At 74.0% G+C, this 21,005-nt stretch carries 20 protein-coding genes; 9 read left to right on the top strand and 11 right to left on the bottom strand.

Going from position 1 to position 21,005, the window contains the following annotated elements:
- Positions 1-64 precede the first annotated feature (64 nt).
- Both OG295_RS31285 and OG295_RS31280 read left to right on the top strand, forming a co-directional pair.
- Positions 65-1,900 (top strand): ABC transporter transmembrane domain-containing protein, encoded by a 1,836-nt coding sequence (locus OG295_RS31285; protein ID WP_371679964.1) that lies wholly within the window; start codon positions 65-67, stop codon positions 1,898-1,900.
- Complete coding sequence (locus tag OG295_RS31280; RefSeq protein WP_371679962.1) at positions 1,897-3,678, top strand: ABC transporter ATP-binding protein; 1,782 nt, start codon at positions 1,897-1,899, stop codon at positions 3,676-3,678. Before OG295_RS31285 ends, OG295_RS31280 begins: the two co-directional genes overlap by 4 nt.
- A gap of 85 nt (positions 3,679-3,763) precedes the next feature.
- Here OG295_RS31280 and OG295_RS31275 read toward each other — a convergent pair whose 3' ends face one another.
- Positions 3,764-4,555 carry a metal-dependent hydrolase gene (locus OG295_RS31275; protein WP_371679961.1) on the bottom strand — a complete coding sequence of 264 codons (792 nt, stop codon included), beginning with the start codon at positions 4,553-4,555 and terminating at the stop codon, positions 3,764-3,766.
- 145 nt (positions 4,556-4,700) lie between these two features.
- Here OG295_RS31275 and OG295_RS31270 point away from each other — a divergent pair, with 145 nt between their 5' ends.
- The 3 genes from OG295_RS31270 (at position 4,701) to OG295_RS31260 (ending at position 8,701) form a co-directional block, all read left to right on the top strand.
- Positions 4,701-7,223 (top strand): DEAD/DEAH box helicase, encoded by a 2,523-nt coding sequence (locus tag OG295_RS31270; protein ID WP_371679960.1) that lies wholly within the window; start codon positions 4,701-4,703, stop codon positions 7,221-7,223.
- Positions 7,224-7,302: 79 nt separating this feature from the next.
- The gene (locus tag OG295_RS31265; protein ID WP_266837259.1) at positions 7,303-8,205 is read left to right on the top strand and encodes an acyl-CoA thioesterase II; all 903 of its coding nucleotides are present in this window, start codon (positions 7,303-7,305) and stop codon (positions 8,203-8,205) included.
- A gap of 94 nt (positions 8,206-8,299) precedes the next feature.
- A complete protein-coding gene (locus OG295_RS31260; protein WP_371679959.1) occupies positions 8,300-8,701 on the top strand; it encodes a YchJ family protein in 402 nt (133 codons plus the stop codon).
- On the opposite strand, the gene OG295_RS31255 is transcribed toward OG295_RS31260, so the two are convergent.
- The gene (locus OG295_RS31255; RefSeq protein WP_371679957.1) at positions 8,665-9,651 is read right to left on the bottom strand and encodes a DUF6397 family protein; all 987 of its coding nucleotides are present in this window, start codon (positions 9,649-9,651) and stop codon (positions 8,665-8,667) included. The two genes, OG295_RS31260 and OG295_RS31255, sit on opposite strands and share 37 nt — an antisense overlap.
- 105 nt (positions 9,652-9,756) lie before the next feature.
- A complete protein-coding gene (locus OG295_RS31250) occupies positions 9,757-10,155 on the bottom strand; it encodes a roadblock/LC7 domain-containing protein (RefSeq protein WP_042809302.1) in 399 nt (132 codons plus the stop codon).
- A 106-nt stretch (positions 10,156-10,261) separates the two neighbouring features.
- Here OG295_RS31250 and OG295_RS31245 point away from each other — a divergent pair, with 106 nt between their 5' ends.
- On the top strand, positions 10,262-10,690 hold the full coding sequence (locus OG295_RS31245; RefSeq protein WP_356210448.1) for a PPOX class F420-dependent oxidoreductase: 429 nt from the start codon (positions 10,262-10,264) through the stop codon (positions 10,688-10,690).
- Positions 10,691-10,692: 2 nt separating this feature from the next.
- On the opposite strand, the gene OG295_RS31240 is transcribed toward OG295_RS31245, so the two are convergent.
- The 5 genes from OG295_RS31240 to OG295_RS31220 form a co-directional block, all read right to left on the bottom strand.
- Positions 10,693-11,337 carry an ATP/GTP-binding protein gene (locus OG295_RS31240; RefSeq protein ID WP_371679955.1) on the bottom strand — a complete coding sequence of 215 codons (645 nt, stop codon included), beginning with the start codon at positions 11,335-11,337 and terminating at the stop codon, positions 10,693-10,695.
- Positions 11,337-11,717, bottom strand: a complete 381-nt coding sequence (locus tag OG295_RS31235; protein WP_371679953.1) for a DUF742 domain-containing protein — start codon at positions 11,715-11,717, stop codon at positions 11,337-11,339. The genes OG295_RS31240 and OG295_RS31235 overlap by 1 nt, the downstream gene beginning before the upstream one ends.
- Positions 11,718-11,734: 17 nt before the next feature.
- Positions 11,735-12,184, bottom strand: a complete 450-nt coding sequence (locus OG295_RS31230) for a roadblock/LC7 domain-containing protein (protein WP_371681362.1) — start codon at positions 12,182-12,184, stop codon at positions 11,735-11,737.
- A gap of 68 nt (positions 12,185-12,252) precedes the next feature.
- Positions 12,253-14,898 carry a nitrate- and nitrite sensing domain-containing protein gene (locus OG295_RS31225; protein WP_371679952.1) on the bottom strand — a complete coding sequence of 882 codons (2,646 nt, stop codon included), beginning with the start codon at positions 14,896-14,898 and terminating at the stop codon, positions 12,253-12,255.
- Between the two features lie 118 nt (positions 14,899-15,016).
- Positions 15,017-15,838 (bottom strand): MHYT domain-containing protein, encoded by an 822-nt coding sequence (locus OG295_RS31220; protein ID WP_371679951.1) that lies wholly within the window; start codon positions 15,836-15,838, stop codon positions 15,017-15,019.
- Positions 15,839-15,998: 160 nt separating this feature from the next.
- On the opposite strand from OG295_RS31220, the gene OG295_RS31215 reads away from it, so the two are divergent.
- Complete coding sequence (locus tag OG295_RS31215) at positions 15,999-16,607, top strand: class I SAM-dependent methyltransferase (protein WP_371679950.1); 609 nt, start codon at positions 15,999-16,001, stop codon at positions 16,605-16,607.
- A 54-nt stretch (positions 16,608-16,661) separates the two neighbouring features.
- Here OG295_RS31215 and OG295_RS31210 read toward each other — a convergent pair whose 3' ends face one another.
- Positions 16,662-17,576: an oxygenase MpaB family protein gene (locus OG295_RS31210; protein ID WP_371679949.1), complete on the bottom strand. Its 915-nt coding sequence runs from the start codon at positions 17,574-17,576 to the stop codon at positions 16,662-16,664.
- Between the two features lie 134 nt (positions 17,577-17,710).
- Between OG295_RS31210 and OG295_RS31205 the strand changes: the two genes are divergently transcribed.
- Entirely contained in the window at positions 17,711-18,499 is a 789-nt protein-coding gene (locus OG295_RS31205) for a hypothetical protein (protein ID WP_371679948.1), read from the top strand.
- 150 nt (positions 18,500-18,649) lie between these two features.
- Here the strand turns inward: OG295_RS31205 and OG295_RS31200 are convergent, their stop codons facing one another.
- Both OG295_RS31200 and OG295_RS31195 read right to left on the bottom strand, forming a co-directional pair.
- Complete coding sequence (locus tag OG295_RS31200; RefSeq protein ID WP_371679947.1) at positions 18,650-19,195, bottom strand: MOSC domain-containing protein; 546 nt, start codon at positions 19,193-19,195, stop codon at positions 18,650-18,652.
- A gap of 22 nt (positions 19,196-19,217) precedes the next feature.
- Complete coding sequence (locus tag OG295_RS31195; RefSeq protein ID WP_030232626.1) at positions 19,218-19,400, bottom strand: hypothetical protein; 183 nt, start codon at positions 19,398-19,400, stop codon at positions 19,218-19,220.
- A 281-nt stretch (positions 19,401-19,681) separates the two neighbouring features.
- Between OG295_RS31195 and OG295_RS31190 the strand changes: the two genes are divergently transcribed.
- Positions 19,682-20,992 carry a GAF domain-containing protein gene (locus OG295_RS31190; protein WP_371679946.1) on the top strand — a complete coding sequence of 437 codons (1,311 nt, stop codon included), beginning with the start codon at positions 19,682-19,684 and terminating at the stop codon, positions 20,990-20,992.
- The last annotated feature ends 13 nt before the right edge of the window (positions 20,993-21,005 follow it).

The raw sequence follows: 21,005 nt of genomic DNA, 5'->3' as shown, positions 1-21,005 counted from the left end.
CCGGGGCCGGTCCGGGAAGACGAACCTTGCGGGGTTCGGCCTACTCGACCAGTCATGGGGCGTCATGCAGATCAGCGATCTTCCGTATCCGGATCCCGGAGTACCGGACGCCCGTACCGGCCCGAGGTTCCTGCTGTGGCTGGGCCGGGGGCAACTCGGCGGCCAGGCCCGCAGCCTGGCCTGGGGGCTCCTCCACTTCGGCGGCGTCGCCGGGCTGCCGTACGCCGTGGGACTCGGCGTGGACGCGGTCGTGCGCCGTGACGGCGGCGGACTGCTCCGCGTCGGCGTGCTGCTCCTGCTGCTCGGCATCGCCATCTCGCTCGGCGACGCGATGCTGCACCGCACCGCCGTCACCAACTGGATCACGGCGGCCGCACGGGTCCAGCAGTTGCTGGCCCGCAAGACCGCCGAACTGGGCTCCGCCCTGACCCGCCGGGTCGCGGCCGGCGAAGTGGTGTCCGTTTCAACGGGTGACGTCGAAAAGATCGGATGGTTCGTCGAGGCCGTCTCCCGGTTCCTCGCCGCCGCCCTGACCGTCGCCGCGATCTGCGTCGGCCTGCTCTTCTACGCGCCCGCGATCGGCGTGGTCGTCGCCGTGGGCGTCCCGGTGCTCGCCCTGTCCGTCCTGCCGTTGCTGCCGCGCGCCACCCGCCGCGCGGACGTCCAGCGCGAGAAGGCGGGCAAGGCCACCGAGCTGGCCTCCGACACCGTCGCCGGCCTGCGCGTCCTGCGGGGCATCGGCGGTGAGGAACTGTTCCTCGGACGCTACCGGGAGGCCTCGCAGGAGGTCCGCAGGGCCGCCGTGCGCAGTGCCCGGATGTGGGCGCTGATCGCGGCCGTGCAGGTGCTGCTCCCGGGCGCCCTGATGATCACGGTGGTCTGGTACGGGGCCGGGCTCGTGACGCACGGACGGCTCGCGGTGGGCGAACTCGTGGCGGCCTTCAGCGCGGTGGCCACGATGCTGTACCCGCTGCGGCACTTCCAGGAGATCGCGATGGCCTACTCCTTCTCCCGGCCCTCCGCCGCACGGGCGGCGCGGGTGCTGTCGCTGACGCGCACCGGGGACGAGGGCCCGGCCGGCTCCGGCACGGCGGGGGCCGTACGGGCTCCGGCGCCGGGCGGGGACCTGTACGACGCCGAGACGGGCGTGCTGGCCCCGGCCGGTGCCTTCACGGCGGTGGTGTGCGGGGACCCGGACCTGGCGGGCCGGCTGGCGGAGCGGCTGGGGGGCCATCCGACGGACTCCGTCGCCGGGGCGCGCTCCGCGCTGCTCGGCGGGGTCGCGCTGGACGAGCTCGCGCTGGACACGGCCCGCGAGCTGGTCCTCGTACAGGACAAGGACCCGGTGCTGCTGTCCGGGACGCTGCGCGAGCTGTTCGACGTACCGGCCTCGGGGTCCGTGACGCCGGCGGCGGCGCTGGGGGCCGCGCAGTGCGACGACGTCCTGGACGCGCTGCTGCAGTCGGCCCCCGACGCGGTGCGGGACCCGATGGACGCCCGCATCACCGAACGCGGCCGCTCGCTGTCCGGCGGGCAGCGCCAGCGGCTGGCGCTGGCCAGGTCGCTGGTGACCGACCCGGAGGTACTGGTGCTGGACGAGCCGACCTCGGCGGTGGACTCGCACACCGAGGCGCGGATCGCCGACGGGATCGCGGCCCTGCGCTCCGGGCGCACGACGGTGGTGCTGGCGTCCTCGCCGCTGCTGCTGGACCGTGCCGACCGGGTCGTCCTGGTCCACGAGGGCCGGGCCCTGCCCGCGGGCACGCACCGCGAGCTGCTGCACGGCGAACCGCGCTACCGGGCGGTCGTCACCCGCGAGACGGACGAGGAACAGCGGCGCGCCGGGATCGGCCTGGCGGGGCCGGCAGAGGAACTCACAGGGATCGAGGAATCCGCATGATCGGCGTGGCGCCCCCGGAGTACGATCCGGCGGCCCCCGAGACGGCCGCGACCCTGCCCGTGGGCACGTCGGCGACCGTACGGGGCTACGTGCGCGGCCTGCTGCGCCGTCACCGGCGGGCCTTCGTCGTGCTGGTGGGGGTCAACACGGTCGCGGTGGTCGCGTCCATGGCCGGCCCCTCCCTGCTGGGGCGGGTCGTGGACGAGCTCTCGTCGGGGGCGCATGAGCTCCATCTGGGGCGCGTGGCGCTGCTGTTCGCGCTGGCGCTGGCCGTCCAGACGTTCTTCGTACGGATGGTGCGGTTGCGCGGGGCGATGCTCGGCGAGGAGATGCTGGCCGATCTGCGCGAGGACTTCCTGGTGCGGTCGGTCGGTCTGCCCCCGGGCGTCCTGGAACGCGCCGGCACCGGCGACCTGCTCTCGCGGATCACCACCGACGTCGACCGGCTGGCCAACGCGATGCGCGAGGCCGTGCCGCAGCTGACCATCGGCGTTGTCTGGGCCGGGCTGCTCTACGGGGCCCTGGTGGTCACCGCTCCGCCGCTGGCGCTGGCCGCGCTGGTGGCGCTGCCGGTCCTGGTCCTCGGCTGCCGCTGGTACTTCCGGCGGGCGCCCTCGGCGTACCGCTCGGAGGCCGCCGGGTACGCGGCGGTCGCGGCGGCGCTCACCGAGACGGTGGACGCGGGACGGACCGTGGAGGCGCACCGGCTGGGGCGGCGCCGGATCTCGCTGTCGGAGCGGCGGATCAAGGAGTGGACGGCCTGGGAGCGGTACACGCTGTACCTGCGGACGGTCCTCTTCCCCGTCGTCAACATCACCTACGTGACGATCCTCGGCTCCGTGCTGATGATCGGCGGGTACTGCGTGCTGAAGGGCTGGATGACGGTCGGGCAGCTGACCACGGGGGCGCTGCTGGCGCAGATGATGGGCGACCCGATCAGCCTGATCCTGCGCTGGTACGACGAGCTCCAGGTCGCCCAGGTCTCGCTGGCCCGGCTGGTGGGCGTGCGCGAGATCGAGCCGGACTCCGGGGACGGCACCGTCGCCCCCGGGGGCCGGGAGGTGCGGGCGCAGGAGGTCCGGTTCGGTTACAAGGAGGGCGTGGACGTCCTGCACCAGGTGTCGATGTCGGTGCCGCCGGGCACCCGGATGGCTCTGGTCGGTCCCTCGGGCGCGGGCAAGTCCACCCTGGGCAGGCTGCTGGCGGGCATCTACGCGCCCCGGACCGGCGAGGTCACGCTCGGTGGCGCGAGGCTGTCGCGGATGCCGGCGGAGCGGGTGCGCGAGCACGTGGCGCTCGTCAACCAGGAGCACCACGTCTTCGTCGGGTCGCTGCGGGACAATCTGCGTCTGGCCCGGTCGGGTGCGGCCGACACCGAACTGTGGGCGGCGTTGGGCGCGGTGGACGCGGACGGCTGGGCGCGGGCCCTGGAGGCGGGACTGGACACCGAGGTGGGGTCCGGGGGGAGCGCGCTGACTCCGGCGCAGGCCCAGCAGGTCGCGCTGGCCCGGCTGGTACTGGCGGACCCGCACACGCTGGTGCTGGACGAGGCGACCTCGCTGCTGGACCCTCGGGCCGCCCGGCACCTGGAGCGTTCGCTCGCGCGGGTGCTGGACGGCCGTACGGTCATCGCGATCGCCCACCGGCTCCACACGGCGCACGACGCGGACGTGATCGCGGTGGTCGAGGGCGGCCGGATCAGTGAGCTGGGCTCGCACGACGAGCTCGTGGCGGCGGACGGGGCGTACGCGGCCCTCTGGCGCTCCTGGCACGGCTGACCCGCCCCGCGGTGCCCGGCTCGCGAGAGCCGGGCACCCGGACCCGGGGCGCCTTCTCGCGGAGTACGGGTCTGGGAGTGCGGGTCTAGATGAAGCCGAGGGCCGCGGCGCCGCCGAAGCCGCCGAGGAGCATGAAGACCGGCATCAGGACCTTGAGCTCCACCCAGCTGCCGGCGCGGAAGCGCATCGCCTTCGGGGGACCGATCGGGTACCAGCGCTTCCCCGCGATGGGCAGGGGCCACAGGATCGGGCAGCCGGAGACGGTGAGCGCGTCGCCGATGTCGTGGACGAGTGCTCCGAGCAGGATCGGCAGGCCGAGCCACAGGTACTCCTGGCCGGGGCCGGTGAAGAGCCAGCCCGCGCCGTTGCCCGGCTGGTCGAGCACGCCGGCCAGGATCCAGGCGCTCGTGGCGCCGAGCAGCCAGACCAGGACGTCGCTGGACATCCGGGCCGCCCGCCAGAGGAGACCCTCGACGGCCAGCACCAGATGGATGAAGAGCAGCACGAGCACGCCCCAGCGGTCGGCGGTGACCGCGAGCGCGGAGGACCCGGCGCCTATCAGGACCGCCCAGAGCCAGGTGTGGGTCAGGGTGCGGTGCCCCCCGCTGCGGCGGGGGTCGCGCGGGGCGCGGGTGGCCTTGTAGACGGCGTAGGAGATCTTGTCGACCACCTCGCACAGGCCCCGGGAGAGGGGGCCGAAGGCGCGCGAGATCGTCGCCGACTTGTGGTCGAGGTCGGGGGCCAGGGCCGCACCGGCGCATATGAGCGCGCCGACGACCAGTACGGGCCACGGCATCGGGTGGCCGGCCGCGGCAGTCGCCGCACCCACCCCCAGCCAGGCCGCTGCCCCGGAGAGTGAGTGCGCCGGCCCCATCATGGTCTGTGTCCCGCCCCGGTCGTGTGTGGTCGGGCCCCGTCGAGCGTTTCGGTCGGGCCGCCTCGACGGCACAGCGTACCCGTGACGATCTTCGTCCCGGTGGCCGGTTCCCTCTTCGGGGCGGAAGCCAGGCAAGATGGGGGGTGTGACCCTCATTGATCAGCTCCCGCCGAACGCCGACCCCGACGCCCTCTTCGAGGCTTTCTCCTCGTGGGCGGAGGACCAGGGCATCACCCTGTACCCGGCGCAGGAGGAGGCCCTGATCGAGGTCGTCTCCGGTGCGAACGTGATCCTGTCGACCCCGACCGGCTCGGGCAAGAGCCTCGTGGCGGCGGGCGCCCACTTCACCGCGCTGGCCCAGGACAAGGTGACCTTCTACACCGCCCCGATCAAGGCGCTGGTGTCGGAGAAGTTCTTCGACCTGTGCAAGCTCTTCGGCACCGAGAACGTCGGCATGCTGACCGGCGACGCCTCCGTGAACGCCGACGCCCCGGTGATCTGCTGCACGGCCGAAGTGCTGGCCTCCATCGCCCTGCGCGACGGCAAGTACGCCGACATCGGCCAGGTCGTGATGGACGAGTTCCACTTCTACGCGGAGCCGGACCGCGGCTGGGCCTGGCAGATCCCGCTGCTGGAACTGCCCCAGGCGCAGTTCGTCCTGATGTCGGCGACCCTCGGCGACGTCAAGCGCTTCGAGGAGGACCTGACCCGGCGCACCGGCCGTCCGACGTCGGTGGTCCGCTCGGCGAGCCGGCCCGTCCCGCTGTCGTACGAGTACGTGACCACGCCGATCACGGACACCATCACGGAACTGCTGGAGACCCGGCAGGCCCCGGTCTACATCGTGCACTTCACGCAGGCCCAGGCGGTCGAGCGGGCGCAGTCGCTGATGAGCATCAACATGTGCACCCGCGAGGAGAAGGACAAGATCGCGGAGCTGATCGGCAACTTCCGATTCACCACGAAGTTCGGCCAGAACCTCTCCCGTTACGTCCGCCACGGCATCGGCGTGCACCACGCGGGCATGCTGCCCAAGTACCGGCGGCTGGTGGAGAAGCTGGCCCAGGCCGGTCTGCTGAAGGTCATCTGCGGGACCGACACCCTCGGCGTCGGCGTCAACGTCCCGATCCGCACGGTGCTGTTCACCGCGCTCACCAAGTACGACGGCAACCGCGTCCGCACGCTGCGCGCCCGCGAGTTCCACCAGATCGCCGGACGCGCGGGCCGGGCCGGCTTCGACACGGCCGGCTTCGTGGTCGCGCAGGCGCCCGAGCACGTCATCGAGAACGAGAAGGCCCTCGCGAAGGCGGGCGACGACCCGAAGAAGCGCCGCAAGGTGGTCCGCAAGAAGGCCCCCGAGGGCTTCGTGGCCTGGTCGGACACCACCTTCGAGAAGCTGATCGCCGCCGACCCGGAGCCGCTGACCTCGCGCTTCAAGGTCACCAACATCATGCTGCTGTCGGTCATCGCCCGGCCGGGCGACGCCTTCCAGGCGATGCGCCACCTCCTGGAGGACAACCACGAGCCGCGCAAGGCCCAGTTGCGGCACATCCGGCGGGCCTTCGCGATCTACCGTTCGCTGCTGGACGGCGGCGTGGTGGAGAAGCTCGACGCCCCCGACGCCGAGGGCCGCACCATCCGCCTGACCGTCGACCTCCAGCAGGACTTCGCGCTCAACCAGCCGCTGTCCACCTTCGCGCTGGCCTCCTTCGACCTGCTGGACCCGGAGTCCCCGTCCTACGCGCTGGACATGGTCTCGGTCGTCGAGTCCACCCTGGACGACCCGCGCCAGATCCTGGCCGCCCAGCAGAACAAGGAACGCGGCATCGCGGTCGGCGCGATGAAGGCCGACGGGATCGAGTACGAGGAGCGCATGGAGCGCCTCCAGGACGTCACCTATCCCAAGCCCCTGGAAGAACTGCTGCTGCACGCCTACGACGTGTACAGCAAGAGCCACCCGTGGGTCCGCGACCACCCGGTCTCCCCGAAGTCGATCATCCGCGACATGTACGAGCGCGCGATGACCTTCACCGAGTTCACCTCCTTCTACGAGCTGGCCCGCACCGAGGGCATCGTGCTGCGCTACCTGGCGAGCGCGTACAAGGCGCTGGACCACACCATCCCCGACGACCTGAAGTCCGAGGACCTCCAGGACCTCATCGCCTGGCTGGGCGAGCTGGTCCGCCAGGTGGACTCCAGCCTGCTCGACGAGTGGGAGCAGCTGGCGAACCCGGAGGTGGAGACGGCGGAGCAGGCCCAGGAGAAGGCCGACCAGGTCAAGCCGGTCACGGCGAACGCCCGCGCCTTCCGTGTCCTGGTCCGCAACGCGATGTTCCGGCGGGTCGAGCTGGCGGCGCTGGACCACGTCAACGTGCTGGGCGAGCTGGACGCCGGGTCCGGCTGGGACGCCGACGCCTGGGGCGAGGCCATGGACGGGTACTGGGACGAGTACGACGACCTCGGCACCGGCCCCGACGCCCGCGGCCCCAAGCTCCTCCAGATCGAGGAGGACCCCGCCCACGGCCTGTGGCGCGTCCGCCAGACGTTCGCCGACCCGAACGGCGACCATGGCTGGGGCATCAGCGCCGAGGTCGACCTCGCCGCGTCCGACGAGGAGGGCCGGGCCGTCATCCGGGTCACCTCGGTCGGCGAGCTCGGGCTGCTCTGACCGAATCCCGCACGCCGCCGGCCGGTGCCCGCGCACCGCGCCGGCCGGACCCGCCGCACCCGACAGTGGAGAGCTGCTGATGACGAACCCCGCCGAGAGACTGGTCGATCTGCTCGACCTGGAGCAGATCGAGGTCAACATCTTCCGGGGCGCGAGCCCCCAGGAATCCCTCCAGCGCGTGTTCGGCGGACAGGTCGCCGGGCAGGCTCTGGTGGCGGCCGGCCGCACCACCGAGAGCGACCGGCCGGTCCACTCCCTGCACGCGTACTTCCTGCGCCCGGGCATCCCCGGGGTGCCCATCGTGTACCAGGTGGAACGGGTGCGCGACGGGCGCTCCTTCACCACGCGCCGGGTCACCGCGGTCCAGCAGGGCAAGACCATCTTCAATCTGACCGCCTCCTTCCATCACCCGGAGGAGGGCAGCATCGAGCACCAGCTGCCTCCCCGCCTCGACTTCCCGCACCCGGACGCGCTCCCGAAGGTCGTGGACGAGATCCGCGAGCACCTGGGCGCGCTGCCCGAGGCGCTGGAGCGGATGGCCCGCCGTCAGCCCTTCGACATCCGGTACGTGGACCGGCTCCGCTGGACTCCGGAGGAGCTCAAGGACGCCGATCCGCGCAGCGCGGTGTGGATGCGAGCGGTCGGCCCGCTGGGCGACGACCCGCTCGTGCACACCTGCGCCCTCACCTACGCCAGTGACATGACCCTCCTCGACGCCGTGCGCATCCCCGTGGAACCGCTGTGGGGCATGCGCGGTTTCGACATGGCCTCGCTGGACCACGCCATGTGGTTCCACCGGCCCTTCCGCGCGGACGAGTGGTTCCTGTACGACCAGGAGTCACCCATCGCGCACGGTGGCCGCGGTCTGGCCCGCGGCCGCATCTACGACGTGGAGGGCAGGCTGCTGGTCTCCGTCGTCCAGGAGGGTCTCTTCCGCCCGTACCCGGCCGAGGCGGCCAAGCCGGCCGTGTCCCCGCAGTAGTCCCGGCGGCCTCTCCGCCGACCCCTCCGCCGGCGGTTCCGTCAGCGGTCCCGTCCGTACGCCCGTCACCTCCCCTCCGAAGAGCTGAGCGCACATGCCCACCCCGGTCCTCCCCTGCCCCTGCGGGCTGCCCGCCGCCTACCCGGAATGCTGCGGCCGCTTCCACTCGGGCGCCCGGCAGGCACCCACCGCGGAGCTGCTGATGCGGTCGCGGTTCAGCGCGTTCGCGGTCGGCGACACCGCCTACCTGATGCGCTCCTGGCACTCCTCGACCCGGCCGGGCCGACTCGATCTGGATCCCGAGCAGCACTGGGAGCGGCTGGAGATCCTGGCCACCGAGCGCGGCGGGATGTTCGAGACGGAGGGGTCGGTGGAGTTCCGGGCGCACTACCGGGAGGGCGGGCACACGGGTTCGCTGCGCGAGCACAGTGCCTTCTCCCGCGAGGCGGGCGCCTGGGTCTACGTCGGCCCCCTCTCCCCCGTCGAGTTCGACTGACCCCTCTCCCCGGTCGAGTTCCGCCGGCCCCGTGCCCCGGTCAGGGCGAAATCGAGGCTGGTGCGGTACCAGTGCACCTCGTCCGGCGGCTCCGCCAGCAGCAGCCGCCCGGCCACGGCGGCCGCGGCCGGGACCTGCGGGTGGCCGTAGGGCGGGGGCGGCGCGAGCGCGGCGAGGACGATCCGTTCCGCCGGATCGGGGACGGCCTGACGCACCTGTTGTTCGGGGAGTACGGAGGCCAGTACCGCGGCCCGCTCCCACGGATCGGCGGTTCGTCTCAGCAGCAGCCCCACATGCCGTCCGCGCCACCGGCGCGGGCGCAGATCCGCTTTGGCGTCCAGCATCTCCCGGTCCCCCGGGGGCGCGGCCCCGCTCAGCAACCACGGCTCCCGGGTGGCGAACTCCCTCAGCTCGGCAGCCAGATAGAGCCAGACGACGGCCCGGTAGCGGTTGATCCGGTAGCCGACGGGGGTGAGGTGCCCGCAGCGCGCGAGCCGGGTGAAGCGGCTCGGGCCGGTCCCCAGCGCCCGTGCGCCGGCGTCGGCGCCGGCCACGGTCTCGATCCGCTCCCGCAGTGTCCGCGGGTACCCCTCACAGGCCCTGACCCGGTCCAGTTCGGCGCGGGCGAACCGAGCGGCTCCGCCGGGCGCCCGCGAGCCTGGACGCACCAGCCCCAGCTGGACGGCACGTGCGAACTCGCTTCGGCGAAGCCCAAGTTCCCCGGCGGCCCGGAGCGCGCTCAGCAGCTCCGGCGGCCGCGCGGCGGGCGGGGGCCCACCCGCGCCCGGGTCCGCGTCCCCGCCGCCTCCTCCGCCTCCGCCGACGTCCCCGCCTCCGCCCGGACCGGGCAGCACCTCCGCGCGCGGCCCGCGCGGATCCCCGCCCCCGGGCCATGAACGCTCCCGCCCGTCCCCGCCGGCCGACGCACGCTCCAGCGCTCGCACCTTCATCACGGTCCTCCCCCACGAGTGCCGATCACTCTGTGTGAAGACCGTAACTCGGTGCGACGAACCCGCGCGAGGCCTGTGGATAACTCCGCGCCAGCCGCCCGCCGGTCAGCCCCCGGTGATCCGCCGCTCCGCGACCCCCAGGTGCTCCCCGACCCGGTTGACCAGCAGCGTCATCTCATAAGCCACCTGGACGATGTCCGCCTCGGCCGCGCTCAGCGCGCACAGGGAACTGCCCGAACCCGCCGCGACGACGAACAGGAAGCCCTCGTCGTACTCGACCATGGTCTGGCGCACCTCCCCCGCCCTGAAGTGCCGCCCCGACCCCTTCGCCAGGCTCTGCAGCCCCGCCGCGACCGCCGCGAGGTGCTCGGCGTCCTCGCGCGCCAGCCCGGCGCTGGCGGCCGTCACCAGTCCGTCGTTGGACAGCACCACCGCGTGGCGGACCTGCGGGACCCTGCGCGTCAGATCGTCCAGCAACCAGTCGAGCTGCTTGTCCAGTGCCATTTCCAGCCCCTCCCCGTTGACGCGGCCGACGTGGCCGCGCCCCACCCCGCTTGGTCGTGCCGCAAGCCTTCCCCACCAGCCCCTTTCCGGCAAGGAGGATGGACCCATGGCACAGAAGATGACTCAAGAGGAGTGGCGTGCGTTCGTCTCGCACTCCACCCGCACCGGAAAGCTGTCCACGGTCCGCGAGGACGGAAGCCCGCACATCGCTCCCATCTGGTTCGTTCTCGACGGTGACGCCTTCGTCTTCAACACCGGCAAGAACACCGTCAAGGGGCGGAATCTGGCCCGGGACGGCCGGGTCGCCCTCTGCGTGGACGACGACCGGCCGCCCTTCTCCTACGTCGTGCTCCAGGGGCGCGCCGAGATCAGCGAGGACCTGGAGGAGATGCTCCCCTGGGCGACGCGGATCGGCTCCCGCTACATGGGCGAGGACCGCGGCGAGGCCTTCGGCCGCCGCAACGCCGTCCCCGGCGAACTCCTCGTCCGCGTACCCATCGACAAGGTGATCGCGACCGCCGGCATCGCCGACTGACGTCACACGGGATCGGCCTGCGGCCCGACCGAATCGAGCAGCCGGGCGGTGTGCACCCGCCCGGCGTACTCGACGAGCCTGATCAGCACTTCCTTTCCCGAGTCCTTGTCGCGGGCGTCGCACAGCACCACCGGTGTCCCCTGCTCCAGGTCGAGGGCCCGCGCCACGTCGTTGGCCCCGTAACGCCGCGCGTCGGTGAAGCAGTTGACGGCCACCACGAACGGGATCCGCCGGTGCTCGAAGTAGTCCACGGCCGGGAAGCAGTCCTCCAGCCGCCGTGTGTCGGCGAGGACCACCGCACCCAGGGCGCCCAGCGCGAGCTCGTCCCACAGGAACCAGAACCGGTCCTGCCCCGGCGTCCCGAACAGGTACAGGGACAGGCCGGACCGGATCGTGATCCGCCCGAAGTCCATGGCCACGGTGGTCGTGGTCTTCTGGTCGACCCCGCCGGTGTCGTCGACCCGCTCGCCGGCCTCGCTCAGCAGCTCTTCGGTCCGCAGCGGCCTGATCTCGCTGACCGCGCCCACGAGCGTGGTCTTGCCGACGCCGAAGCCCCCCGCCACGAGGATCTTCAGAGCGAGCGCGGCCAGTTCCTCGTCCGTCGCGGAACCTCCCCGCCCCGCCGGTCCGTTGTCGTGCAGTCCCATCACAGCGCTCGCAATCCCTCGATGACTTCCCGCAGAATCCGCATCTCCGGCAGCCGGGCGGGCGGCACCGGACGGCTGACCTTGACGTGCCCCGCCTCCAACAGGTCACCGAGCAGCACCCGCACCACCCCCACCGGCAGGTCCGCGTCGGCGGCGAGTTCGGCCACCGACTGGGTCTCGTCGCGGCAGAGCCCCAGCAACGCCCGGTGCTCCGGGCCGAGCAGTGCCTCCTCCCCCGTTCCCCCGGCCGCCGGGTCCACCACGACCAGCGCGATGAGGTCGAAACGCACGCCGTGGGGCCCCGGCTTCGTGCGCCCGCCGGTCATGGCGTACGGGCGCACGAGCGGGCCCGCCTCGGCGTCGTACCACTGGTCGTCCATGCGCCGGACCGCCGCTCTCACCCTGCGGCCGGCGGGCGGACCGCGAACCGGGGCGGGGCGTACAGGTGCTCGCCGACCCGCTTGACCAGCCGGGCCATCTCGTAGGCGATCAACCCGATGTCGGCACCGGCCGCGCTGAGGACGGCCAGGCAGGAGCCGTCGCCCGCGGCAGCGACGAAGAGGTGGCCCTCGTCCATCTCCACCATCGTCTGGCGCACGCCCCCGGTGCGGAAGTGCCGGCCCGCGCCCTTGGCCAGGCTGTGGAACCCGGAGGCCACGGCGGCGAGGTGCTCGGCGTCCTCCCTGCTCAGCGCACTGGAGGAGCCCACGGCCAGGCCGTCGTTGGACAGGACGACGGCGTGCCGGACCTCGCGGACCCGCGTCACCAGGTCGTCCAGCAGCCAGTCCAGCTCGCCGGACCGGCGCACCGGGTCGGCATCGTTCCCGTGGCCGATCCCGCGGCCCATCCCGCGGTCGCTCCCGCGGCCGGCCGTTCCGCGGCCGGTCCCGTAGCCGGTCCCGTGGTGTTCGATCATCACACTTCTCCTTCGCTGCCCGCGTGGGGGCCGCCGTTCGGGTTCGAGGTCTCCCGGGTCCCGCGCGCCCAGCCCGCCCGGAAGGCGGCCATCCGGTCCCGGGCCTGTTCGGGGCTGCGGTCCGGGGGCTCCTCGGCGTTCCCGGCGCCGGGGGCCTGGGCGACGGACGCCTCGCGCAGCTGCGGGACCAGGCTGGCCTGCCGTACCCGGCGCGGCAGTTCGGTGACCGACGCCGCGGTGAGGGCAGGGGCGGGCACGGGGGCCGGGGCGGGGGCGGACACCGGGTGCGTACGGGTGCCCGTGCCACCGGGGCCGCGCGGCCGGAGGGGGGCGACCGGAGCGGGGCGCGACCCCTGCGGTCCGGGGGCGCCGGGCGCGGCGGAGACGGGGGCCGGGCCGGAGGCGGGCGCCGGGGCGGAGGCGGGCGCCGGGGCGGACGGCCGGCCGGGCGCCGGGACGCCGCGCACGGTCTCCCGTACGACACTCACGGCCGCGGGCCGCTCCGGCTGCCCCGCACCGGCCGGGGACACGGGGCCGGGGTCGGGGGTGGTGGGGGCGGAGGCGGGGCCGGGCCCGATCGCGCCCTGGAGCAGGGAGTTGGGCAGCAGCACGACCGCGGTCGTGCCTCCGTAGGGCGACGGCCGCAGGCGCACCCGCACCCCGTGTCGGGAGGAGAGACGGCTGACCACGAACAGGCCGAGGCGGTCGCTGTCGAAGAGGTCGAGGTCCTCGGAGTGCTCGATGCGGCGGTTGGCGTCGGCCAGCGCCTCGCGGCCCATGCCGAGCCCCCGGTCCTCGACCTCCAGGACGTACCCGGCGCCGACGGGCTCGCCGCTGACCCGGACCTTGGTGTGCGGCGGGGAGAACTGGGTGGCGTTCTCGACGAGTTCGGCGAGGAGGTGGGTCAGGTCGGCCACCGAAGCGCCGACGACGGCGGCTTCGGCGAGGCCTCGGACCTCGACCCTCGGGTAGTCCTCGATCTCGGAGACGGCGGCGCGCACGACGTTCGTGAGCGGGACCGGCACGCGCCAGGCCCGGCCGGGAGCGGCGCCCGAGAGGATGATCAGGCTTTCCGCGTGGCGGCGCATCCGGGTGGTGAGGTGGTCGAGCCGGAAGAGGTCGTCGAGCTCGTCGGGGTCGTCGGCGCGCCGCTCCATGGAGTCCAGCAGGTTGAGCTGCTTGTGCACGAGGACCTGGCTGCGGCGGGCGAGGTTGACGAAGACCCCGCTCACCCCGCTGGCGAATTCGGCCCGTTCGACGGCGGCGCTCAGAGCCGCCCGGTGGACGGTGGACAGCGCGGTACCGACCTGTGTGATCTCGTCCTCGCTGGTCCGTCCGGGCACGGGCCCGGCCTCGACGCCGGTGTCGATGTCCACGGCCCGGCCCGCGCGGAGCCGGTCCATGGCGTCCGGGAGCTTGCGGTGGGCGATCTCCAGGGCGGTGTTGCGCAGCGCGACCAGTTCGACGACCAGGGTGCGGCCGATGCGGACGGAGATGACCAGCGAGGCGGCGACGGCGGCCAGCCCCAGCAGTACCGCCGCCCCGGCGGGGCCGAGCAGGCCCTCGGCGAGCGGGTCGGCCCGGCCCGCGGACCCGGCGGCGGCGGCCAGCCGGATGTCGCGCATCGAGCCGCTGACGCTCGTGTACGCCGCCTCCCACCCGGCGGGCACTCCGCGCGGCGCCTCGCGGGGGGCCTCCCGCTGCGCCGTCGCGCCTCCGGCGGGGGCGGTAGCAACGGGGGCGGCGGCCAGGGCCTTGTCCTCCGCGCCCGTGAGCTCGGCGTAGGACGCGCTCTTCGCCACGGACTCCCAGGCGGCGCGCTGGGCCGCCGGCAGGTCCGGGGCGGTGGCGGCGGTCAGTGTGCGGCGGTTCTCGATCACACCGGTCAGGCGGCGGAGCGCGTCGGGGCTGCGGGGTCCCGGCACGGCGAGCAGGACGTCCTCGCGGGAGAGCATCTCGCCGGCTCGGGTGAACTCCAGCAGGACGCGGCGGTCGGGGCCGGGTTCGGGGTCCTGACCGCCGGAGAGGGCGCCCTCGACGGCGAGGGCGGAGTCGGCCGCCTCGGTGTAGACCGCGTAGGCGCCGTCCGGGGTGGCGCGGCGCCCGGTCACGTCCTTGCGGGTCGCGCCGAGCCCTTCCGCGCGGGAGACGAAGGTGTCCAGTCGGGTGACCACGTCGCCGTGGTAGTCGCCGGAGTCGGCGACGGTGTGCCGGTTCCCGAGGCGGAGCCGGCGTACGGCGTCGTCCGTGCGCCGGGCCTGCTGTTCCAGGGCCGCCGCCTGGTCGGAGGCCGGATCGGCCAGGAAGCGGACGGCGGCCCGGCGTTCGGCCTGGAGCTCGGTCAGGGCGGCCGCGACGGGGGTGCGGATCTCGGCGTCGGCCTGCCGGACCCGGCTGAGCCGGGCGACGTCCTGGGCGGCGGCGACGGTGGCGAAGGCCCACAGGCCGAGCAGGGAGACGACCGGGACCATCAGCAGCGAGACGATCTTCGCCCGGACGGTGGCGGGGCGCAGCCGGATCCGGGGGCGCGTGCCGGCGGGCGCGCCCCCGGCCGGGACGGTACGCGGATCCGGGACCGGGTCCGGGACCGGTGGTTCCTCGGCGGGGGGACCGGCGTGCGCCCGGCGGCCGCGCGCCGGTGGCACGGGTGGCCGCGGAGCCGCTGTCTGCGGTCTTCTGCGGGATGTGCGCATGGGCTCCTCGTTCGGGGCGGTACGGGGCGGGGCCGGGGCGGTACGGGGCGGGGCCGGGACGGGCGGTCGTTCAGTGCGCGGGCACGGCGCCCTCGCCCGGTCGGCCGGGGGCCCCGGGTCCGGTCGAGGGGACGGTGACGGCACCGGAGGCCGAGGCGGACGCGGCGCGTTCGTCGGCGGTCGGGGACAGCGCCACGAACGCGGCGGTGATGAACAGGTAGGAGCCGAGCCCGACCGCGAGCGGGAAGATGAACTGCAGGGAGGTGGCTCCGGGCAGCGCCTGGTCCGAGGGGGTGACGCGGACGGAGACGGCCAGCATCCCGGTGTAGTGCATGCTGCTGACCGCGAGGCCCATCACCAGCGAGGCGACGGCCACGGCCGCCGGCGACTTGATGTTGAGCGCGGCCCAGAGGGCGGCGGTGGCGGCGACGACGGCGATGACGACGGAGAGCCCGACGGTGAGCGGGTCGTAGACGACCCGGCCGTGCAGGCGCAGGGCCGCCATGCCGAGGTAGTGCATGCTCGCGACGCCGAGTCCGGTGGTCAGACCGCCGAGGACGAGGGACCGGCCGCGGGCCGGGCCGTAGCCGACGGCGAAGACCCCGGCGCCGACGACGAGCACCGCGACGAGCAGGCTGAGGATGGTCAGCGGCACGTTGTAGTGGATCTCGGTGCCGGTGACGTGGAAGCCGAGCATCGCGACGAAGTGCATCGTCCAGATGCCGGTGCCGATGGCCGAGGCCGCCGTGAGGAGCCAGTTGCGTCGGGAGGCCCCGGTGGCGGCGAGCGCGCGGACGGTGCAGCGCAGTCCGAGGGCGGCGCCGATCGATGCCATCACATATGACAGTGCGGGTGTCAGCCAGCCATAGGCGGCGTGGTCCAGGTGTCCCATGGCCACGGGACGCTAGTCCGGGTGAGGGCACGAACAGGGGAAGCATTTCGAAAGCCGCTGGAACTGCTGGAATATGACAGAGATACGTTCATCTCCGATCACCCCACGTGCCAGCTTGCACACGGCCCGCAGGCGGGCGACGGTACGGGATCATGGGGGCATGAGCCGTACGAACGAGGACCACACACACGTGCAGGAGTTCTTCGGGACACGCGCCGCCGGCTGGGACCGCAAGTTCCCCGAGGACGGGCCCGCCTTCACGGCCGCCGTGGGCGAGCTGGGCCTGGGCCCCGGCGACCGGGTGCTCGACGCGGGCTGCGGGACGGGCCGGGCCCTGCCCCCGCTGCGCGCGGCCGTCGGCCCTTCCGGAACCGTGCTCGGCGTGGACCTCACCGAGCGGATGCTGGCCGCCGCGCGGGAGGCCGGGCGGGACGCCGACGGCACCCTGCTGCTCGCCGACGTGGCCCGGCTGCCGCTGCGCGACGGATCCCTCGACGCGGTGTTCGCGGCCGGGCTGATCGCGCACCTGCCCGACCCGGCGGCGAACCTGCGCGAGCTCGCCCGTGCGGTCCGCCCCGGCGGCCGCCTCGCGCTGTTTCACCCGATCGGGCGAGCGGCGCTCGCCGCCCGCCACGGTCGCGAGCTGACCCCGGACGACCTGCGGGCGGAGCACAACCTCCGCCCGCTGCTGTCCGGTTCGGGCTGGGACATGACCTCGTACGCCGACGAGGACGCCCACTTCCTGGTCCTGGCGGCCCGCCGCCCCTGAGCCTTTCGGACCCTACGTCGCCCCGCGCACCGGGGCCGCCCCGGCGCCCGGCGGCTACGCGGGCGGCTGGGCTTCGGCTCCGGCCGGGCGGCGCGGATGCGGCACGGGGCAGCCGCCCGCGCCGGGCACGGGGAACGTACCGAGCTCGCCGACGTCGTAGCCGTCCGGGTAGCCCTTGATCTCCGGGTTCTGGCGGGCGTAGTGGGGGGCCCGGCGGGGCGGCAGGAGCCGCACCGCGCGGCCCCGGAGCCACAGCGCGCCCCGGACCAGGCGTCGGAGGCCGGGGCCCGGGGGCTCGTAGCGGAAGGCGCTCAGCAGCGGCTCGTCGAGGAGGGTGAGGCTCGCGCGGCGCACGGCGGGGGCGAGCGGTGCCGGGTACCAGGACGCCATGAGGTCGAGGGTGGAGTCGGCGACCTCCCGGCCCCCTTCGTCCCAGCCGAAGTGCGCCCGTTCGTAGGCGTTCAGGGTGGTCTCGAACTCCTCGTAGGAGCCAGGAACGTCCTTGATGCCCAGATGACGGCCGAGGGTGGCGTAGTAGGTGGCGCAGGCCCGCCGCTCGTGGTGGGTCAGCGGGCGCCAGCCGTAGGCGTCGATCCAGCGGGCGGGGATCACGACGAACGTGCACAGGACGTAGCGCATGTCGTCGTCGGAGATGTCGTAGCTGCGGTGCATCTGGTTGACGCGGCGGATCGCGGTGCGCGCCGTGTCGCTGTCGAAGCCGTGCTCGACGACCGCGTCGAGGAGCAGCGCGGTGTCGTCGTAGCGCTTCTGGGCGTGCCGGGTGAATTCGGCCGTCTCGGCGAGCAGGCTGCCGATGGAGGGGACGGCGTAGGTGCGGAAGAGCGCGAGTTCCAGGGCGCGGGTGAAGTCCCACGGGAACTCATAGGTGGCGGTGAGCCGGTAGATGGCCAGGAAGTCCTTGTCGGGGTCGAGCCGGAGGATCTCCCTCAGCCGGTCGTAACGCTGCACCGGTGTCCCTTTCTGTGGCGGGTGCCCAACTCTACGTGCAGGTAGCGGGCTTGGAAATCGCCTCCCGTGGACTCTCGACGCGCGTATTACCCGCTGGTTAAGGTGCGCCGACGAGAGAGCGATCGGGAGGCCACGTGTCCGCTGAGGAGGATGGGGGTTCGCTGTTCGTGCTGACCGCCGTACTGCTGACCCCCACGCAGTTCCCGACGGCGTTCGGCGACGATTTTCCGCAGGCCTGTGCCCTGCTGGGCGTGCCGGCGGTCGCCGACGGGTACGGGCTGGTGCTCGGGCAGGACGCGGAGGGTGCGCGCTGGACGGTCGTCGTCGACGACGTTTCGCTCGTGGCCACCGCGATCGCCTCCTGGGACTGCGGCATGGAGTACGAGCTGTCGCCCGACGAGAGCACGATCGTGCTCTCGCTGGCGGGCTGGCCGCTGGATCTGACGGTGGCGGCGCCGGGCATCCCGGAGCCGCACGACCCCGAGCAGGGCGCGGACGGCACCGGGCGGGTGCCGCTGGCCCCGCCGTCGGCGGAGTCGTGGGGCCCGGTGCAGCGGCGCATGGGCGCGGACCAGATCGCCCGGGAGTGGGCGGACTGGCGCGAGCGGGTCGCGACGGACGGCGGGGCCGCCGCCGCGGCGCACCCCGGGCTGGCGCGGGCGCTGCGGGAGGCCACGGGATACGCCGTGCAGGCGCCACCGCCGGGCCGTGTCCGGTCCGCCTTCGCCGGTGAGGGCGTGCGGACCATCCGGGCGGACGGGCCCGGCTGGTCCCTGGTGGCCCGGACCGACGACGCGGCCTTCGTCCTGCTGGACGAGGAGCCGGGCGAGGTCCTGACCGTCCCGCGCGCGGGCGACGCGGAACTGCCCGAACTCCCGGAGCTGCTGGCGGCCCTGGAGCGGGTGGCCGGCCGGCTGTCCTGACTCCCCGCGGCGCGCCTTCGGGCCCACGCCCTCCGGGTCGGCCCGGAGCCCGGCCGCGAGTCGGCGCGTGCGGCGAAGGCCGCCCGCCGGCGGACCGGCGGCCGGGCTGCCCGGCGACGCCCCGCGTCGGCGCAGCCGGCCGGCCGGGTCTCAGACGCGTTCGAGCGGAACGTGCGGGAGGTCGGGCAGGGTCACCGTGATGGCGTCGCCGGGGCGGATCGTGCCTCCCCGGTGGACCACGCCCATGATCCCGGCCTTGCGGATCACCCGGCCCTCTTCATCCCGGCCGACGACCTGCTTGAGCAGCCCGTCCTGGAAGGCGTTGATCTGCGGGCAGGGATTGCGCAACCCGGTCACCTCGACCACCGCCTCCTCGCCGAGGCGCAGGAGGGCGCCCGTCGGCAGCGCGTGCAGGTCTATGCCCTCGGTGGTGACGTTCTCCCCGAGCTGGCCCGGTCCGACGCTGAATCCCGCCGCCGCCACCTCGTCGAACAGCTCCTGGTGGATCAGGTGCACCTGGCGCAGATTCGGCTGGGTCGGGTCGGCGGCCACCCGTGAACGGTGTTTGACCGTGACCCCCGCGTGCACGTCGCCCTCCACCCCCAGGCCCGCGAGCAGCGTGATGCTCTCCCGGTTGGGCTTGGTGAACGAGTACTCGGCGTTGCTGCTGACCGCCCTGATCCGTGCCCTGCTCATCGAAAACGCCCCCCTGTGGCCTTCAGCGGCCGAGTTGCTTCCTGGACATGCCCCGCAGACGACGCTTCTGGGAGGAGTCCAGCAGCAGATACGCCACCACCGGGACCCCGATCAGGACCGCCAGTCCTGCCCAGAACCCGAGCAGGGAATACAGCACGATGGCTGCCACGACCGCGCCAACGGCGATCTTCGCGCCCTTCGACATCTGCGGACACCTCCTTCTTCCACGTCGACCACTACCTGCAACAACGCGCCACGGGGGCCGTGCGTTCCCGGCCACCCGGGCGGTCTTCGAAGTGACCCGGGTCACGGCATCGCTCCGGCCCCGTGGCTCCCTGGGACGGGTTGGCCTCGCCCCCTCGGATCCCCCGCCCCACCCGGTTTCGGCGCGGTGTGGCCGACGTGGTGCTTGCCGGGGGCCGGGAGCCGCACGACGATGGGGGCGCTCCGCGCACCCGCGGCGCCACGGCCCCTCGGGAGGGTGACATGGGCGGTCCGTCGTTGGCGCTGCCGGGCGGGGCCGATCCCGTCGAGCGCACGCGCGTCCTGCGGCGGGCGCACGAGGCCTTCACCCGGGACGGGCGCGTCGAACCGCCGGTCCGGGCGGTGATCGCCCGGTCCTGGCGGCGGTGCGCGCGGGCGCGGGTCAGCCCGGAGTGCGCGCCCCGGCTGGAGCTGGCCGGGGCGGACCTGCGGGACTACCGCGCGGCACACCCCCTGGCCCGGGTGATGCCCCTGTTCCGGGACCTCGTCGGGGCGTTCGCGGCCCATGGGGCCCATCTGCTCGCGGTGTGCGACGCGCGCGGCGCGCTCCTGTGGGTCGAGGGGGAACCGGCGACCCTGCGGCGGGCCGAGCGGCTGGGCTTCGTACCGGGGGCCCGCTGGGCGGAGACCGCGATGGGGACCAACGCACCCGGCACGGCGGTCGCGCTCGGGGAGCCCGTCCAGGTCTTCGGGGCCGAACACTTCAGCCGCCTCGTGCACCCCTGGACCTGCGCGGCGGCCCCGGTGCGCGATCCCGCCACCGGACGGGTGCTGGGGGCGGTCGACATCACCGGCGGCGACGGACTGGCCCACCCCCACTCGCTCGCCTTCGTGCAGGCGGTGGCCCGGGCCGCCGAGGCCCAGCTGGCGCTGCTCGCGCCGCAGCCGGCCGACGGGGCCCGGGACAGCCTCTCGGCGCTCGGCCGCGACGAGGCCCTGCTGGTGCTCGGCGGCCGGCGGATCGTGCTGGGGCGGCGGCACAGCGAGATCGTGGCCCTGCTCGCACAGCACCCCGAGGGCCTGTCGGGGGAGGAACTCGCCCACGCGCTGTACGAGAACGAGTCGGTCTCGGCGGTGACCCTGCGCGCGGAAGTGTCCCGGCTGCGCACGCTGCTGGGCGCCGGGAACCTGCTCTCCCGTCCCTACCGGACCGCCGCCCCCGTGGAGGCCGACTTCACCGCGGTCACCCGGCACCTGGCCGCCGGCGCGGTGTCGGCCGGCCTGTCCCGGTACGCGGGCCCCCTGCTGCCGGCCTCCGGCGCGCCGGGCATCGTACGGCTGCGGCGGCGCATCGAGGACCAGGCGCGGGCGGCGGTGATCGCCCGCGCGGACGCGGGGCTGCTGACCGACTGGGTGTGCAGTGCGTGGGGAGCGGAGGACCCGGAGGTGTGGCGGGCGCTGGCGGCGGCCCTGCCGCCGGAGGGCCGGCCGGCCGCGCTGGCCCGCGTACGGGCCCTGGACGCGGAGTTGGGCGGCGGCCCGCAGCGGATGCCCCGGCGGTACGCAACGTACCCGCAACCCGCCCGCTCCTAGCCTCCTCCCCGAG

This window comes from Streptomyces sp. NBC_01276 (assembly GCF_041435355.1).
GTDB lineage: Bacteria > Actinomycetota > Actinomycetes > Streptomycetales > Streptomycetaceae > Streptomyces.
Note: the sequence above shows the minus strand (reverse complement) of the source record. Positions and strands in the feature narration are given on the sequence as shown.